Consider the following 13,613-nt stretch of genomic DNA (forward strand, 5'->3'; position numbering starts at 1 on the left):
GCCCGTCTTCCTGGGTCTGCCCCTGCCCATCATTGAAGATCAAAGCTTTAACACAGGCTTTACACGGATGGGGAGAGCCTAAAGTTTCGGCAGACCAATCGGCCGCAGGTGACGCCTGAGCGCAGCGATGCGGAAAATGGCGTTCGCCGCACCATATCCGCGATAGCCGCTGCGCTGGACGATCTCGAAGAAGAAGCCTTCGCCATAGGTCGGACTGTATAGCTGGAAGTATTCGCCGTGATCGTCGCGGTCATAGAGGATGTTGTGAGCCTTCAGACGATCGGTGAAAGCCGGATCCAAACCAAACCGCGCCTCCAGATCGTCGTAATAGTTGGGCGAGATCGTCAGGGTGGCAAAGCCGTTATCCGATAAGGCAGACGCTGCCGCGAAGATATCGTCCGTTGCAAAGGCGAGATGCTGAATGCCCGAACCAAAGGTCTCGGCGATAAAGTGCCCGGCCAGGGTGTTGCGATTTTCCGCGCCGTTCAGCGTGATGCGCAAACTGCCCGGCTCGTTTTCGACGACCTGGCTGCGAACGACGCCGGCGGGATCGATAATATCGACCATCGGCGTCTTATGTGCATTCAAGATTGCCGTATAGAAAAGCAACCAGGTCAGCAGCTCCTCATATTTCGTCGTTTGCGCGACATGATCGATCCTCGTCAGACCGATTGGCCGCAGATCGGTCTCGTCGTTGGCGGGATCGAATTCGATCTCCCATATGCGTCCGAGGGGGCCTTTATGGTCGAGAAAGTACAGGACTCCACCGCCGACGCCCCTGACACCAGGCATTTCGATCTCACCGGGATCCAATGGCTGCTCGAAACGTTCCGCGCCCAGGGCCACAGCCCTCGCAACTGCGGCTTCGGCATCATCCACCCACAATCCCATCGCATAGGCCGATTGCCCATGCAAAGCATAGGAGACGCCGGCGAACCCGTCCGGATCGGTATTGACGACCAGATTGATATCGCCCTGCCGGAAGACATCGACACGCTTGGTCTTGTGACGCCCCGCATGGCGAAAGCCCAGTGCCCGCAGCCGATCGGACAGAACGGGCGCCTCGGCTTCGTCGACGGTGAATTCGATAAAGGCAATGCCGGCCACATCGGCACGCGCAGGCATGGGCGGCAAAGTCAGGCTGCTGGTCTCCGCGCGGCGAACCTGATCGCCGAGATAGACGAGCGACCGCCGGCCGTCGACGGCAATGGCGGTCGGTGAGCCGCCGCGAAACTGATCGTTGAAGATTTCCAGCGACAGATAGCCGTCGTAGCCTGTCGCGGCGACGGCCTTCATGAATTCGAGAACGGGAAGATCCCCCTCACCCGGCATGTTGCGGAAGTGGCGGCTCCAATAGAGAAGATCCATGTCGATCAGCGGCGCATCGGCAAGCTGGATGATGAAGATCTTCTCCTTCGGGATCGACCGGATCGAATTGACATCGATCTTGCGCGACAGGGTGTGGAAGCTGTCGAGAATGAGACCGATATTCGGATGATCGGCACGGCGGACGATTTCCCAGGCATCACGGTGATCGTGAATATGCCGTCCCCAGGCAAGCGCTTCGTATCCGACGCGCAGGCCGCGCTTGGCCGCTCTCTCGCCGAGTTCGAAGAAATCGGCTGCGGCGCGATCGATCCCGCCCAGCGCCGCGGACGAAACGTTGGAGCAGACGAGAACGAGGTCTGTCCCCATTTCCTGCATCAGATCGAACTTGCGTTCGGCCCGATCGAAGGTCCGGCTGCGCAAGGGTTCAGGCATGCCCTCGAAGTCCCGGAAGGGCTGAAAGAGTGTGATTTCCAGCCCATGATCCCGAACCATTTGCCCAACCTGGCGCGGTGATTCATCGAAGGCGAGGAAATCGTTCTCGAAGATTTCGACACCATCGAAGCCGGCCTTGGCGATGGCCTGAAGTTTTTCCTTGAGGTCACCGCTGATCGAAACGGTCGCGATCGAGGTTTTCATTGTTTCATCCCGTTCACTTGGCGATTTTCAACAAACTCATCCGCGATCGCTGGCCGTCAGCGCTGTCCCGAAGCCAGCTGCTAGACAGTCCGATCGACGTGGCGAACCGAGGCTGCAAAGCGTCGTCCGTCCCTGCCGAGCTGATCGATCGGCGTTCGGTATGTCTCCGTTGCCGTTGCCGCAGAGACGGCAGCAATCAAGGCCGTAATCGATGTAAACACGGCAACCGGCACCCATCCCATCGGTCCGGTACCCATCACGGCGGCGCTGATCGTCGGTGCGAAACCGCCGAGCGCAAAGCCGATCTGGGTGCCGACCGCCATGCCAGACAGACGCACACGGGTATCGAACATCTCCGCATAGAGCGCCGGCCAGATGCCGTTGGAAGCGCTGTAGACCACGCCCGAGAGCAGAATGCCGAGAACGAAGATGAGCATGAGATTGTTCTGGCTGATGGCCCAGATGTAGGGCCAGATCAGCACCGCGCAGCCGACGGCACCGAAGATGAACACCGGTTTGCGGCCGATGCGATCTGCAAGAGTGGCCCATGCCGGAATGGCGCCCAATGCCACGATATTGGCAAGCACCAGAACGGTCAGCATCGTCGAGCGATCGATATGCATGGTATTGACCGCATAGGACAGCGTAAAGACGCTGAAAATGGTGCTGACGACGGAAATCAACGCAGCGAAGACGATGCGGAGAACATCGGCCCAATAGTTGGTGAAAAGCGAGACGAGCGGCACTTTTGCGACCTCACCTTTCTTTGTTTCCTGCAGGAAGGCGGGCGTTTCAGCGAGCGTTCGGCGGACCCAGAATCCGACGATGACGACCACGAAGCTCAGAAAGAAGGGCACGCGCCAGCCCCATGACATCAATGCGGCCTCATCGAGCTTTCCAAGCGGGATGAAGACCAATGTGGCAAGGATCAGTCCCGCTTGCGTTCCGCTCAGCGTGAAGCTTGTGAAGAAGGCGCGCCGATTTTCAGGGGCATGTTCGAGCGTCATTGAACTGGCGCCAGCCTGTTCGCCGGCAGCCGAAATGCCCTGCAGCAGGCGCGCGAGAACCAGAAGAATCGGCGCCAGAATGCCAGCCTGATTGTAGGTCGGCAGGCAACCGATGATGAAGGTCGAAAAGCCCATAAGAAGCAATGTGAAGGTCAGCACCTTCTTGCGGCCGAACTTGTCGCCGACATGACCGAGAACGACCGCTCCCAGCGGCCGCATGATGTAAGCTACACCAAAGGTTGCAAATGAGGCGATGGCCGCTGTTTGCGGATCTTCCGCCGAAAAGAAGATTTTCGGAAAGATCAGCGCAGCCGCTGTCCCGTAGACGAAGAAATCATAGTACTCGACGGCACTTCCGAGCCAACTCGCAAGCGCTGCCCGCCTGGGCGTCTTTTGTTCAAACTGTGTTGTCATTGTCGTTCCTCCCCGAAATTCCGATGTCAAAAGAGCGCCGCGACCGAGATGCGCAGGGTTCTATCCCGCACTCGCTCGCAGGACATTCAAGGTCATCCTGACGGTCATCGGTGCTGCCAGGGCAGCATTCCTCACTCCTCTGCCCAATAATGTACGAACTAGTTCGTTTTGTAAAGCTCTGGCATTTCGCGATGGCTCGACGCATGGCTTGCGACGACGCACCGCGCCGCCGGCTCGGCTTTTACTCGCGTGGTCGCTTGCTCGGCTTTGTCGAAGCCTGGGATGTGTGTGATGACGGCTCTACGTCGCAAGGCGTGAGGCTGTCGTCGCCGTTAAGGTGACTCAACTGGTATTCGATCTCGATGGTCAGCCGCCGAAGGATCAGGCCCACGGATTGAAGGACAAAGGGGTGATGCACATGTTTCGCATGGCGGACGGCAACGCCGCATGCCTCGACATCGAGGGCGCCCCGAAACTCTTCTCAGAAGACGGTGCCAGTGAACGCCAGGATCAATGAATAGCGGCGGAGGTGGGCGCGTTGACCTTCGTCGACCAGATGCCGATATAGGTTCCGATCAACATCATCGCGATGTCCTCTGTCGTGTGATAACCATCACGAAAGAAGTCGAGGGCCGCACCGACGAGGGCGCTCGAAGCCTCGTCATCCGGCGGCACTTCATAGAAACTATACCATTCCACCACAGCTTCCGCGAGCATTCGCCAATCGTTTCCTGTGGGAACGCGATGAGGCATGGCAGATCTCCTCCGATCTTATTGGGGGCGGATGTAGCGGACCCTCGCAGCAATTCAAGGAAGCGGCCGCTTTCATCATCCGGCTGAGAGAAACTCCTCGGCCGTCATGATTTCAGATTGAACGGAGAACCGTCTTTCGAAAAGCGTAAGTGCGGCTTCATGCGCATCGTCGTCGCCGCTGCAGACCGCATCTTTTAAAACGACGACCCCATATCCGAGCTCGATGGCGCCAAGCGCAGCAGCCATGACGCAGACATCCGTCTCACCTCCAGTGATCACCAGGGTGTCTACGCGTTCTTGAACAAGATGGCGCTGGAGGCGACCATCGGTCCAGGGCGAATAGGTGTGCTTGTCAAAGATGCGCGCCGGCGGAACGTAGCGCTGAAGCGGGTCAGTAAGCAGCAGCAAATCGTGCGGAAGTCGATTTGTGGTCATCATTTCCCATTTTTCGTAATAATCCCGCCATTTCCCCGGCATGCCGTCTGGACTCGGCGGTGGAATGAAGCGGGTAAAGATCGTACGCTCGGGAAACCGCCTCGTCACTTCGGTCACCTGGTCCAAAGTGCGCGCCATCCAAGGCACATGCCATGGCGTCTCTTCAAGGAACATCCGTTGCATATCGATACAAAGATGCAGCCAGGTCCTCATGCAGACACCGCCTTAGCGATCCATGGTGAGCTGGGCTTTTGTCGAGGTGGCCGATTCCCACTCTTCATTGCCGCCTCAAGTCGATGCTTTCGTCGCGATCTGCAATAACGCGATCTCCAATATCCCGATACCGGCCAAACAGCCGACATGAGATAATGTTCCGGAATTATAGAATTTTGCCCATGTCCATCTATTTCGCCGACGCGAATTGGGCGAATGGATCGCGCAGCTGCCGAAGCAAGGGAAGGAACCTTCGGGTGCTGTCGATGTTTGGATGCGGATAGATCGCGGAGGAAGAACGACAATGCCAGCGACAGAGAACCGAAAATACAGCGCATTGATCGTATACATCATCCTCATCGTGGTGGTGGGATGTGTGCTGATTATCGGTAGCATAGCCCTTTATCGCGGCGATGCTGGACGGCCCGGTCAAACGTCTCCCCATGCCCTCGATCAAACCCAATGAAGGCGAAAAATCGGTGCAAACCAACTGCGCCTCAAGCCTAAGATCGTCGGCAGTTCATAGACGGGCAGTTTCCCGGCATTGTCATTCACTCTCTGGAGGTGCCGTAATGCTGGACATCAGGACATTCCTGACCTTTTACGTCGCCGTTCTGGCAATTCAGCTCTCGCCGGGACCGGACATGGTTTTAGTCATTGGCCGAGGCATCGGTCAGGGCCGGCGCACTGCCTTTTTGAGTGCCCTCGGCATGACGCTTGTCTCCGGCGTCATCCAGATTTCGCTTCTGATCTTGGGTATCGCATCGCTGCTGCGCGCCTCGCCGCTGGCTTTCGATATCTTGCGCTGGGCGGGAGGCGGCTATCTTGTGTGGCTCGGAATCAGACTGGTCTTGAAATCCATACGGCACAACAAACAAGGTTGGCGGGCGGAAATGCCGTCAATCTCGGATACGGCAGCGTTACGCGAGGGCGCGATCAACAATCTGACCAACCCGAAAGCACTCGCCTTTCTGTTTGCCTTTCTACCGCAATTTGTCGATCCGATGAGCTCTTGGCCCGTGGCGGCGCAGATCCTTCTTCTCGGAATGGTAACAAAACTCTCGAACTTCCTCATCCTGAGCGCGGTCGCTTATGGCTCTGGTACGCTCGGCAGCTGGCTTTCGCGCCGACCGATCCTGATCGCGTGGCAAGAGCGATTTGCCGGGAGCATCATGATATTGCTCGGCCTGCGGCTTCTCTTTGCCGGCGACACTCGTTCGCCGTGACGCTTCCGCCGCATGCCAACGCCTTAACGGATCCGTCCGATGCTTGGACGTTCCCATCGCCTGCCATAGGACGCCCGCGGCGTCTTCAGCGCGTCAATCCGAAAACAAATCCTATTGCCATGGCTGCCAGAACGGAAGCGATCGGCTTTTCGCGAATTCGCCGCCCAATCCCCAAAGTGCCGAGATCGGTATTTGATCCCATTGACGAACCGGATTGATCCTTCCGGCGTGCAAGGACACTCCCAGGTGTATCGCCAGCCTTATCCTCAAGGGCAATAGCACCCATGGCTGATGTGTGTGTCACCGAAGCCGGATCCGAGGCCGGAAAAGTATTTTCAAGCGCTTTGTCAAGTTCGCTTGCCGGGCCGTTTCTTTGCTGCCGCTTCTGTTCTTTCCGCAAGGATTGAACTGCTGGTGATTCATTTCGCTCGGGCATTTTTCGCTCCGTTAACAAAAGATCGGATCGGAAGAAGATATTCGGTGAACGCTGCCGCCGGCATAGATACTCCTGTAAAGGCAACGGCGATTTGATCGATTTGTTCCAACGACTTGCTTGCACCACCCGGTCGGCTCCCGACACCAGCAGGCTCGCTCTGAGTCCGGACGATCAACGGTCGACCTGCGTGGGAAGAATCGTGTCGACCGAGACCTCGCCTTCCAATATGCCCCGTTTCAGGTCGGTTCGGCCGCGATCGATCTCGATGACGGTATAAAGCTTATCGTCGCGAAACGCGCTCGCGTTACTGGTCGTTACATCTTCGGCCGGTGCTGCATCGACTTCCATAAAATCAAGCTCGCTGCCTGCCGCTACAATGCGAGCGTCGCCCGCGGTTCTCGCTGCCACGATGATCGTGCCTTGATTGGGCGCATTATCCCAATGCGGATCTTCTGGGGCAGCGATGGGTTCCAGGCGATAGACATTCAGCGTCTGCGCGCCATCGATCGTGGATGAGAGGGTAGCTGCATCCTGCAATTGGGCCTTGCTCTCGACGGAACGTCCGAATCTTGTGCGGCTGGTTGCGTTGTTGACATCGTCGGTTCCCGTTCTCGACACATTCGACATGTTGTTGTTCTCCTATCCCTGCCCTCTCCTTCTTCCGTTTGATCCTAACTGCCGTGCAACCAAATTGGTTCCGGATTTCGAGATTGTCGGGGTGATCACGGCGAGCGGAGGCGGAGATGTCGTGCTGCCGCTCCTGAAGGCAGAAGTGGTCAGCACCGGCTGGATCAATTCCGACACGTTCCCGGCGGGCTATGGCGCAGCCCAGACAGCCCCGGAACCGCTGTTCATCGTGCGGCATATTTCGCGCCGTGACAGGCCCTCCCCCGCATGGCGCCGCCGGAGCGGCGAGGCGCTTGTCGGGATCTTCGTGCCAGTTCTCTTGCCGTTCTTGGATGATTTCCGTCGCAACTCCCTAGCCGCAGGCGGCCTTGTGCGGCGGCGCAAGTGCCGCGGTCGTCGGGATTCTCGGGGCAGCACTTTATGCAGCGCTTTATAATAGGATCCAGGCTTCGTGCTACTCGTCGCCTGACACTCGCCACCACGGGCGGTGGTGTTCCCGATAAGCGCGGGAGACCTCTCTTTCATTTGAGATATGCGGCCATCGCCAATTGCTTTTGGCGATGGCCGCAACGCTTATTCTGCCACGGCATTGACGACACGGCAGAGATTGTCGCTCATGCTGGGAGCCACCTGCCCCTGCGGCACCATGAAAACGGCATCGACACGGCTGCCCTTGCCACTCTTTCGGACGACGACGCGCAAGGTCTGAGGGCGGCCGGATCCGGTCGTTTCCTGTTGAGCTGTCAGCGTGCCGAGTTGTTTCTCGACATTCACGTCCACAAAACCTTCAGCCAGGACCGCCCTCGACACCTTATCGAAGGCGGCGGCAGGACCGACGGAGGGGAATTCCATCCAGGTCTTGTAGGTTACACCGGTGACGAGGGGGACGCCGCTGCTTTGGTAGTGCTGCGAACATACGCTGGCTGCTGCGGACGTGAATGAAAGTGCGACAAATGCAAAAGCGCAAATTATCTTACGCAAGGGAATTTCCTCTGTTGACGAATGACTGATGCATACTTCCGTGATTGCTCATGCCGTGGTCACGGCCAAGCTTTGCGACTGACTGTCCCTTGGTTTCCTGCAGCGTTGAAAGGAACTCGTTTCCTTCGCGCCAGGGATTGGGAGCATAACGGGTTTGACAGCTGCGACGATGAATAAAAGGCGACCTCGGGCGGACCCGCCTATTCGTATACCCCCGCACATAATTGTCACCTTTGAAAAGGAATTGCGGCCCCTGACCAATTTCCATTCCATTTCAGGAAGATAGCAGTAAAATTTTTCCGAGCAACGACAACAGCTCGTTCATCTTGTGCAGCTTCGTCCATAACAAGTGCACGCAGGTTCCAATCTTAGCACGACGATCTACGGTAATCTCCCCTCCCACGGAGGAGCACGAGGTCACCTCGAGCGAGGCCGATCGAGCTTGAATTCCGAGGAAGGCGCCGGCCCTCAGCCGCTACTGCGCCTTATGCCATTTCGAACGCTCGCAGGCCGTGTCATAATCCGAGACCGTCGGTGTGCCGTCTCCAAAGCTGCTCAGCTCCAGCTCCAAGTCACCGTTGCGGTAGTAGTAACTGCAATAGGCCAAACCCGTGCCGGCGCAATCGGTCGTCTCGACGATCCCCATCTTGCGAAGACTGTCGCCGAAAGCATCCGGGTAGGATGGCGGCGGGCTCTGAAATGGCTCCCATCCCTTGGCAATGATTGCCCGTCGGACTTCGGTGATGGGCTTGCCATAGATATTCGGCACCACCGCCTTGCCGTCGCAAACCTGCTCTTCAGACGCCAGCGGTTTCACCTCCACATCCTCACCTTTAAGCTTGATCTCGCCGATAGGCATCTGCACGAGATCACCGTCGAGAATGCGCAGATGGTCGTTGACCGTGGTAATCCTGCCGATCGTCAATTTGCTGTTCTTGTCGGCATAAATCAGAGCCAGCAGGTTCGAACCGTCAAAAAGCGCAATGTTGCCTTGGTCTATGGCGCAGGCAGAACCGGTCGCCTGATCGAACTCGGCCGCGAAGCTGACTGCCTCGTATGGGCCGAGTTTCGCCTCACCGGTCACCCCCCAGCCGAGATCGGAGGCAATCTTGGCGCCGGCGCTTTTCGTCTCGGGCAATACACCGCATGATGGCGCTCCGGAGGTGTCCGAGTCCGGTGCCTCGGGCAGTTTTGCGAGACGGGTGATCTTCAGGCCTGGCACGGCGGATTTCAGGGCAATCCGGTCTTTCCCGCTCGCCGGAGCGGCGAATGAACCCATCGAGGTCAGCAGGGCGAAGATCAGCAGAGCATAGACCGCCGGGAAAATGGAGAAACGTTTGAAGGCAAGCATGGGTGGAGGGTGCCGATCGGTGGAAAAACTCAGTGATGTCTAGTGAAAGGCCAAACATCCTTCAAGGCATGCTGACTAACGGCCGGTTTGCCCATGTCCATTTCGAGTGTACATTCGTACATCTTGTGCTCTCGCAGACGAACTTAGCGATCCGGCACGCCAAAGGGCAAGGTCCAGCCCAAGGGGCCGTTGACCGGCTTCTCGCGGGGGTGGAGGGCAATCGTTCCTGACACTGGATTCGATCGAGAGACGACCTCCAGTGTCTCACCCGGCGTATGGCCGAATTCAGCCTTGAAGAGACGATAAAAGTACTTCTCGTTCGAGAAACCATGTTTCCATGCAAGCTCCGCTATATGGAGTCTTGGCCCGCTCGGATTTGCCAGCATCTGATAGGCCCGGCGCAAACGCTTCCGCTGTATCTGCCGCATGATGCCCCCATTGCCCTCGAACAAATGGTAAAGCTTCGCCCGCGAGACCCCGATATCACGGCAAATCCGGTCCGGCGTCAGATCGGATTCGAGTAAATGGGCATCGAGATAGCGCAAGATGCGGCCAAGCAACAGCTCGCGTATCGGGCCGGCCGCCTCCTGCATCGCATCGGATGCGGACGAAACCGCGGCCATCAGGAGCTGCAGTGTCGATTGCACCACATAGGGGATTTCCTGCGGCCGCAAGCTGGTGAGATTGCGCAGCAGCGAAACGAGATGATCCGTCAGGAGTTGGGCGACGCCAGTTGAAAGCGTATGTCCATGCAGGAGCGCTGTTTGGCTCGGCAGCAGATCCCGCGGAACGGCAAGCGATATGGTACTGTCGGCCTCGACCAGGCAGTCGTTGACCTGGGCGGCATCGAGTATGAACAAGTCGCCGGCCGTCTTGATCGATGAGGCGTCGGTCGATCGATAGGTGAAGCGGCCACTCAGAATTGACGTAAATCGGTAAAAATCATACCCGTCGGTCCGGATGCGCCGCTCGGATCTCAGGACTTCGTAGGCGGCAGACCGGCCTTGGCGAAGCAGCCTTCTGCCGGACAGGATGAGCGGACCAAGCGCGGCACCGGTCGCCTCCGCGTCAAAAGGGCCGGATTCAAAGTCCTGTAACCTGCAGTCGCAGTGATTGTCCTTTACCCAGAGATGAAACCGATCTTTCTCGGGGAAATTAACGGTTGAAAAATTGTAGACTAAATCGGACGATGTCTGCGTCATGAATGCAATCCCGGCCCCTTTTGGCCTGCAAGCATAGATAGGCGAACCATAGCTTGTGGCAATAGGCTGGTTGGACCGTATTGAGTGTTTATCAGAATTGCCTTTTCTAAATTAGAAAACACAACTTTATTCGAAGCGCGATCGATAAGGAAATCTGCATGAAGCATCTCTACAAGCGCCTCATCGCCCCCCTGCTGGTGAGCCTCGCGCTGGGCGGCACGGCGAACGCGGCGGATCCTTCCTATGATCGTTACAAGTCCTGGCTGATTGCATGCGACAATGGTTTGACCTGCGAAGCCAAGGGTTTCGAGAATGGCGTCATAAGCCGTCCCGACATGCACTTTCATCGCGCCGCTGGCCCTAATGCGCTCACCGAGGTGGCGATTGGAGTCCCGTTTCCGGTCGGCTTGAACGATTTTCGCGCCGATGGCGTATCCTTGCATTTTGGATCGGCATGGCAGCTCAGTCGCGATGAAAATCTCACAACGATCTCGACCAGCAATCCCCAAGCGGTCATGGAGCTGCTTTCGGCTTTACGCAATGCCGCCCAACTGGAAGTTGGGGCCGATAAAGCCGTGATCCCGCTCGATGGCATGGTCGCTGCTCTGTTGCATATGGACGATCGTCAAGGCCGCCTCGGCAATGTGACCGCTTTGATCAAGCGAGGCGCCGCTCCTGCATCAAGCGTGGCAGCCGCTCCTGCCTTGCCCATCGTCGCGCGTCGAAAGATTGATATCGCTTTATCCGATGTGGAAAAACAGCGGCTTATCCTCCAGGCAAGAAATTCCGGCAAGGCCGTGTTTGAGGCGGAAGAATGCGAGGGCAACGCATCAGGGGAAGATCTAATGGAGGAAGCTTACCCGCTCGACGCCGATCACGCCCTTGTATTCATTCCCTGCATCATGGGCGCTTATCAAGGGTCATCGCTGGCTTTCATCGTGCCACGGAACGGAAAGGGTGCTCCCATTCCGTTTCAGCCGATACTTCCTCTCGGCGGTGACGGAACCGAACTGAAAATACTAACGGAACCGGGCTTTGACATGAAGAGCGGATCATTGCAGATGGCAGGCAGGGGGCGCGCGGTCGGCGATTGTGGGCTTACCGCCGAATGGGTATGGGATGGCGCGCGGTTTCAGCTGGCGGCGGTATCCTATCAGGGGACCTGCGGCGGCAGTCAACTCGGAGATTGGCCGGTTCTGTTTCGGACGAGGTGAAGGGTAATACTCTTTCTCTCTGATCTGATGCCCTGCCCCGGTGAAAAGTCGCATGGTGCACGATTGTCCGAGATAGGTGTACATGCGTTTGGATTTTGCGAACCGGCTGGAGGAAGATCACCGCAGACGTTAGCTACGAGCTGCCGCTCGGGTGACGACCCATGCCAAACCGAGCCTTCGTGCGCTAGCACATTGCTGTTAAGAGCCTGAGGGATTTATGCGTAGGTTTATACTGTTGCTTGCACTTCTTGGCGTTGCAGATGCCGCCTATGGCAAGGACGTCTATCTCTATGACCTCCTGAAGGACCCGGTTCACGCCCAGTCATGGAAAACCATGCTGTCATCGGCAAAACAGGCGCCGGCCTGGGTCCGCGACGAGAATAGGTTTATTGCGGAACCAGTCAAAACCATATCCGCTGGCTCGACAGATTACTCGCTCAGCATCATCGCCGAACAGCATGCAACCAATGACGGCCAAGCGGCAATCCTCTTCACCATGGATGGGACGCAGGCATGGGCGGAAATCCAGGAAGAGGGAAGCCAAAAGCGCTATTTGGGCAACCCCTCGGCAGCGCAAAAGAATGCGCTCGACAAGGCTCTGGCGGAATAATCACGCCAAAGCACCCACGCGGCGCCACCCTCACTGCCGGAGGGCATCGATCACGATCCTGAAGGCGGGCGAATTCTGCCGCCGGCTCGGATAGCAAAGATAATAGCCGGGAAAGGCCGGCGACCAATCGTCCAGAACCTGAACCAAACGTCCCGATTCGATGGACGCTTGAACCAGATCTTCCGGCAGGTAAGCGATCCCGTATCCGCTCAGGGCTGCATCGATCATCGCGTAAGAGGTGTTGAAGGTCAGCTGCCCATCCACGCGCACGCGTAATTCCCTGCCGCCTTTCTCGAACTCCCACGCATAAAGGCCACCTGATCGCGCCTGCCGATGATTGATGCAGATGTGGGAGACAAGCTCCCCTGGATCGTCAGGAACCCCACGCGTGGAAAGGTATTCCGGCGATGCGACGGCGACGAGACGCCAATCGGGACCGATCCTGACGGCGATCATGTCCCTGTCCAGGCTTTCGCCAAGCCGGACGCCTGCATCGAACCTTTCCTCCACGATGTTGCGAAAGCCGTTGTCGATGTTTAGGTCCAGCTTTACGTCCGGATATTCCTTCAAGACAGGACGCAGCTTCGGCCAGACGACGCTGTCGAGAGCATGGTCCGAGAGCGTCATGCGCACGGTGCCGGAAGGTTTATCCCGAAACGCCATGAGTTCGTCTATTTCGGTGTCGATCTCCGCAAGTCGTGGTGCGAGCGACCGGATAAGCCGCTCTCCCACGTCCGTGGGAACGACGCTGCGGGTCGTGCGCGTCAAAAGACGGAGTCCAATGCGAGCCTCCAGGCGCTTGACCGCATGGCTGATTGAGGATTGAGAAGTACCGAGTTTCGCCGCCGCCTTCGTAAAGCTCCGTTCCTCCGCGACCGCCAGGAACCACAGCATCTCGTTGAGGTCTTCGCGCTTCATCTCTTATCTCCGACTCGACAATCGATTAATATCAAAGATTGATAAGTCCGAACAAATTGCAATGACCAGCCATGGGAATGCGCAGTGTCTATCTTGCGGCCATGGCACAGCAATCACTCCCTGATCGCCTGTCGGATAGCATCGTGACGCTGGCGCCCAGTTACGCCGTCCTCATGGCCGGCCGTGCTCCGCTTGGTGCGGCAATCGGGGCCTCTGGTCGAGGTCGGCAGCCATTGTCATGCGTCTCATGCCATGAATGAC

General features: G+C 57.5%; 14 protein-coding genes and 1 pseudogene. 5 read left to right on the forward strand and 10 right to left on the reverse strand.

Going from position 1 to position 13,613, the window contains the following annotated elements; all coding sequences use genetic code 11:
* Positions 1–78 precede the first annotated feature (78 nt).
* The gene (locus FHT84_RS10195) at positions 79–1,965 is read right to left on the reverse strand and encodes a sugar phosphate isomerase/epimerase and 4-hydroxyphenylpyruvate domain-containing protein (RefSeq protein ID WP_183762041.1); all 1,887 of its coding nucleotides are present in this window, start codon (positions 1,963–1,965) and stop codon (positions 79–81) included.
* An 80-nt stretch (positions 1,966–2,045) separates the two neighbouring features.
* Positions 2,046–3,386, reverse strand: a complete 1,341-nt coding sequence (locus FHT84_RS10200; protein ID WP_145644830.1) for an MFS transporter — start codon at positions 3,384–3,386, stop codon at positions 2,046–2,048.
* A gap of 325 nt (positions 3,387–3,711) precedes the next feature.
* Here FHT84_RS10200 and FHT84_RS31400 point away from each other — a divergent pair.
* A pseudogene (locus FHT84_RS31400) lies at positions 3,712–3,903 on the forward strand (hypothetical protein); the annotation flags it as partial.
* On the opposite strand, the gene FHT84_RS10210 reads toward FHT84_RS31400, so the two are convergent.
* Positions 3,897–4,139, reverse strand: a complete 243-nt coding sequence (locus FHT84_RS10210; RefSeq protein ID WP_246698504.1) for a hypothetical protein — start codon at positions 4,137–4,139, stop codon at positions 3,897–3,899. The pseudogene FHT84_RS31400 and the gene FHT84_RS10210 overlap by 7 nt on opposite strands.
* A 75-nt stretch (positions 4,140–4,214) precedes the next feature.
* Positions 4,215–4,787 carry a cysteine hydrolase gene (locus tag FHT84_RS10215; RefSeq protein WP_145644829.1) on the reverse strand — a complete coding sequence of 191 codons (573 nt, stop codon included), beginning with the start codon at positions 4,785–4,787 and terminating at the stop codon, positions 4,215–4,217.
* Between the two features lie 413 nt (positions 4,788–5,200).
* Between FHT84_RS10215 and FHT84_RS10220 the strand changes: the two genes are divergently transcribed.
* Positions 5,201–6,013 (forward strand): LysE family translocator, encoded by an 813-nt coding sequence (locus FHT84_RS10220; protein WP_246698503.1) that lies wholly within the window; start codon positions 5,201–5,203, stop codon positions 6,011–6,013.
* Between the two features lie 85 nt (positions 6,014–6,098).
* Here FHT84_RS10220 and FHT84_RS10225 read toward each other — a convergent pair whose 3' ends face one another.
* Positions 6,099–6,593 carry a hypothetical protein gene (locus FHT84_RS10225; protein ID WP_245430547.1) on the reverse strand — a complete coding sequence of 165 codons (495 nt, stop codon included), beginning with the start codon at positions 6,591–6,593 and terminating at the stop codon, positions 6,099–6,101.
* Positions 6,594–6,620: 27 nt separating this feature from the next.
* Positions 6,621–7,076: a hypothetical protein gene (locus FHT84_RS10230; protein ID WP_112345610.1), complete on the reverse strand. Its 456-nt coding sequence runs from the start codon at positions 7,074–7,076 to the stop codon at positions 6,621–6,623.
* On the opposite strand from FHT84_RS10230, the gene FHT84_RS10235 reads away from it, so the two are divergent.
* A complete protein-coding gene (locus FHT84_RS10235) occupies positions 7,075–7,512 on the forward strand; it encodes a chromate transporter (protein ID WP_245430528.1) in 438 nt (145 codons plus the stop codon). The genes FHT84_RS10230 and FHT84_RS10235 overlap by 2 nt on opposite strands.
* A gap of 137 nt (positions 7,513–7,649) precedes the next feature.
* Here the strand turns inward: FHT84_RS10235 and FHT84_RS10240 are convergent, their stop codons facing one another.
* From FHT84_RS10240 to FHT84_RS10250, 3 genes are all read right to left on the reverse strand, one after another.
* The gene (locus FHT84_RS10240; RefSeq protein ID WP_112345609.1) at positions 7,650–8,057 is read right to left on the reverse strand and encodes a hypothetical protein; all 408 of its coding nucleotides are present in this window, start codon (positions 8,055–8,057) and stop codon (positions 7,650–7,652) included.
* Positions 8,058–8,532: 475 nt separating this feature from the next.
* Positions 8,533–9,408 (reverse strand): hypothetical protein, encoded by an 876-nt coding sequence (locus tag FHT84_RS10245; RefSeq protein WP_183762043.1) that lies wholly within the window; start codon positions 9,406–9,408, stop codon positions 8,533–8,535.
* A gap of 143 nt (positions 9,409–9,551) precedes the next feature.
* Entirely contained in the window at positions 9,552–10,610 is a 1,059-nt protein-coding gene (locus FHT84_RS10250) for a helix-turn-helix domain-containing protein (protein WP_183762046.1), read from the reverse strand.
* Between the two features lie 158 nt (positions 10,611–10,768).
* Here FHT84_RS10250 and FHT84_RS10255 point away from each other — a divergent pair, with 158 nt between their 5' ends.
* A complete protein-coding gene (locus tag FHT84_RS10255) occupies positions 10,769–11,824 on the forward strand; it encodes a DUF1176 domain-containing protein (protein WP_183762050.1) in 1,056 nt (351 codons plus the stop codon).
* A 217-nt stretch (positions 11,825–12,041) separates the two neighbouring features.
* A complete protein-coding gene (locus FHT84_RS10260) occupies positions 12,042–12,434 on the forward strand; it encodes an Ivy family c-type lysozyme inhibitor (protein ID WP_112345605.1) in 393 nt (130 codons plus the stop codon).
* 30 nt (positions 12,435–12,464) lie between these two features.
* On the opposite strand, the gene FHT84_RS10265 is transcribed toward FHT84_RS10260, so the two are convergent.
* Positions 12,465–13,352, reverse strand: coding sequence for a LysR family transcriptional regulator (locus tag FHT84_RS10265; protein ID WP_183762053.1), 888 nt, complete (start codon positions 13,350–13,352; stop codon positions 12,465–12,467).
* Positions 13,353–13,613 lie beyond the last annotated feature (261 nt).

The sequence above is a fragment of the Rhizobium sp. BK289 genome, assembly GCF_014193575.1.
Classification (GTDB): Bacteria; Pseudomonadota; Alphaproteobacteria; order Rhizobiales; family Rhizobiaceae; genus Rhizobium; species Rhizobium tropici_C.

Coding starts and splice junctions, on each gene's coding strand:
- FHT84_RS10200 (WP_145644830.1), bottom strand. CDS start 3,386: ATGACAACACAGTTTGAACAAAAGACGCCCAGGCGGGCAGCGCTTGCG.
- FHT84_RS10245 (WP_183762043.1), bottom strand. CDS start 9,408: ATGCTTGCCTTCAAACGTTTCTCCATTTTCCCGGCGGTCTATGCTCTG.
- FHT84_RS10230 (WP_112345610.1), bottom strand. CDS start 7,076: ATGTCGAATGTGTCGAGAACGGGAACCGACGATGTCAACAACGCAACC.
- FHT84_RS10195 (WP_183762041.1), bottom strand. CDS start 1,965: ATGAAAACCTCGATCGCGACCGTTTCGATCAGCGGTGACCTCAAGGAA.
- FHT84_RS10255 (WP_183762050.1), top strand. CDS start 10,769: ATGAAGCATCTCTACAAGCGCCTCATCGCCCCCCTGCTGGTGAGCCTC.
- FHT84_RS10260 (WP_112345605.1), top strand. CDS start 12,042: ATGCGTAGGTTTATACTGTTGCTTGCACTTCTTGGCGTTGCAGATGCC.
- FHT84_RS10220 (WP_246698503.1), top strand. CDS start 5,201: ATGCTGGACGGCCCGGTCAAACGTCTCCCCATGCCCTCGATCAAACCC.
- FHT84_RS10210 (WP_246698504.1), bottom strand. CDS start 4,139: ATGCCTCATCGCGTTCCCACAGGAAACGATTGGCGAATGCTCGCGGAA.
- FHT84_RS10215 (WP_145644829.1), bottom strand. CDS start 4,787: ATGAGGACCTGGCTGCATCTTTGTATCGATATGCAACGGATGTTCCTT.
- FHT84_RS10250 (WP_183762046.1), bottom strand. CDS start 10,610: ATGACGCAGACATCGTCCGATTTAGTCTACAATTTTTCAACCGTTAAT.
- FHT84_RS10235 (WP_245430528.1), top strand. CDS start 7,075: ATGTTGTTGTTCTCCTATCCCTGCCCTCTCCTTCTTCCGTTTGATCCT.
- FHT84_RS10265 (WP_183762053.1), bottom strand. CDS start 13,352: ATGAAGCGCGAAGACCTCAACGAGATGCTGTGGTTCCTGGCGGTCGCG.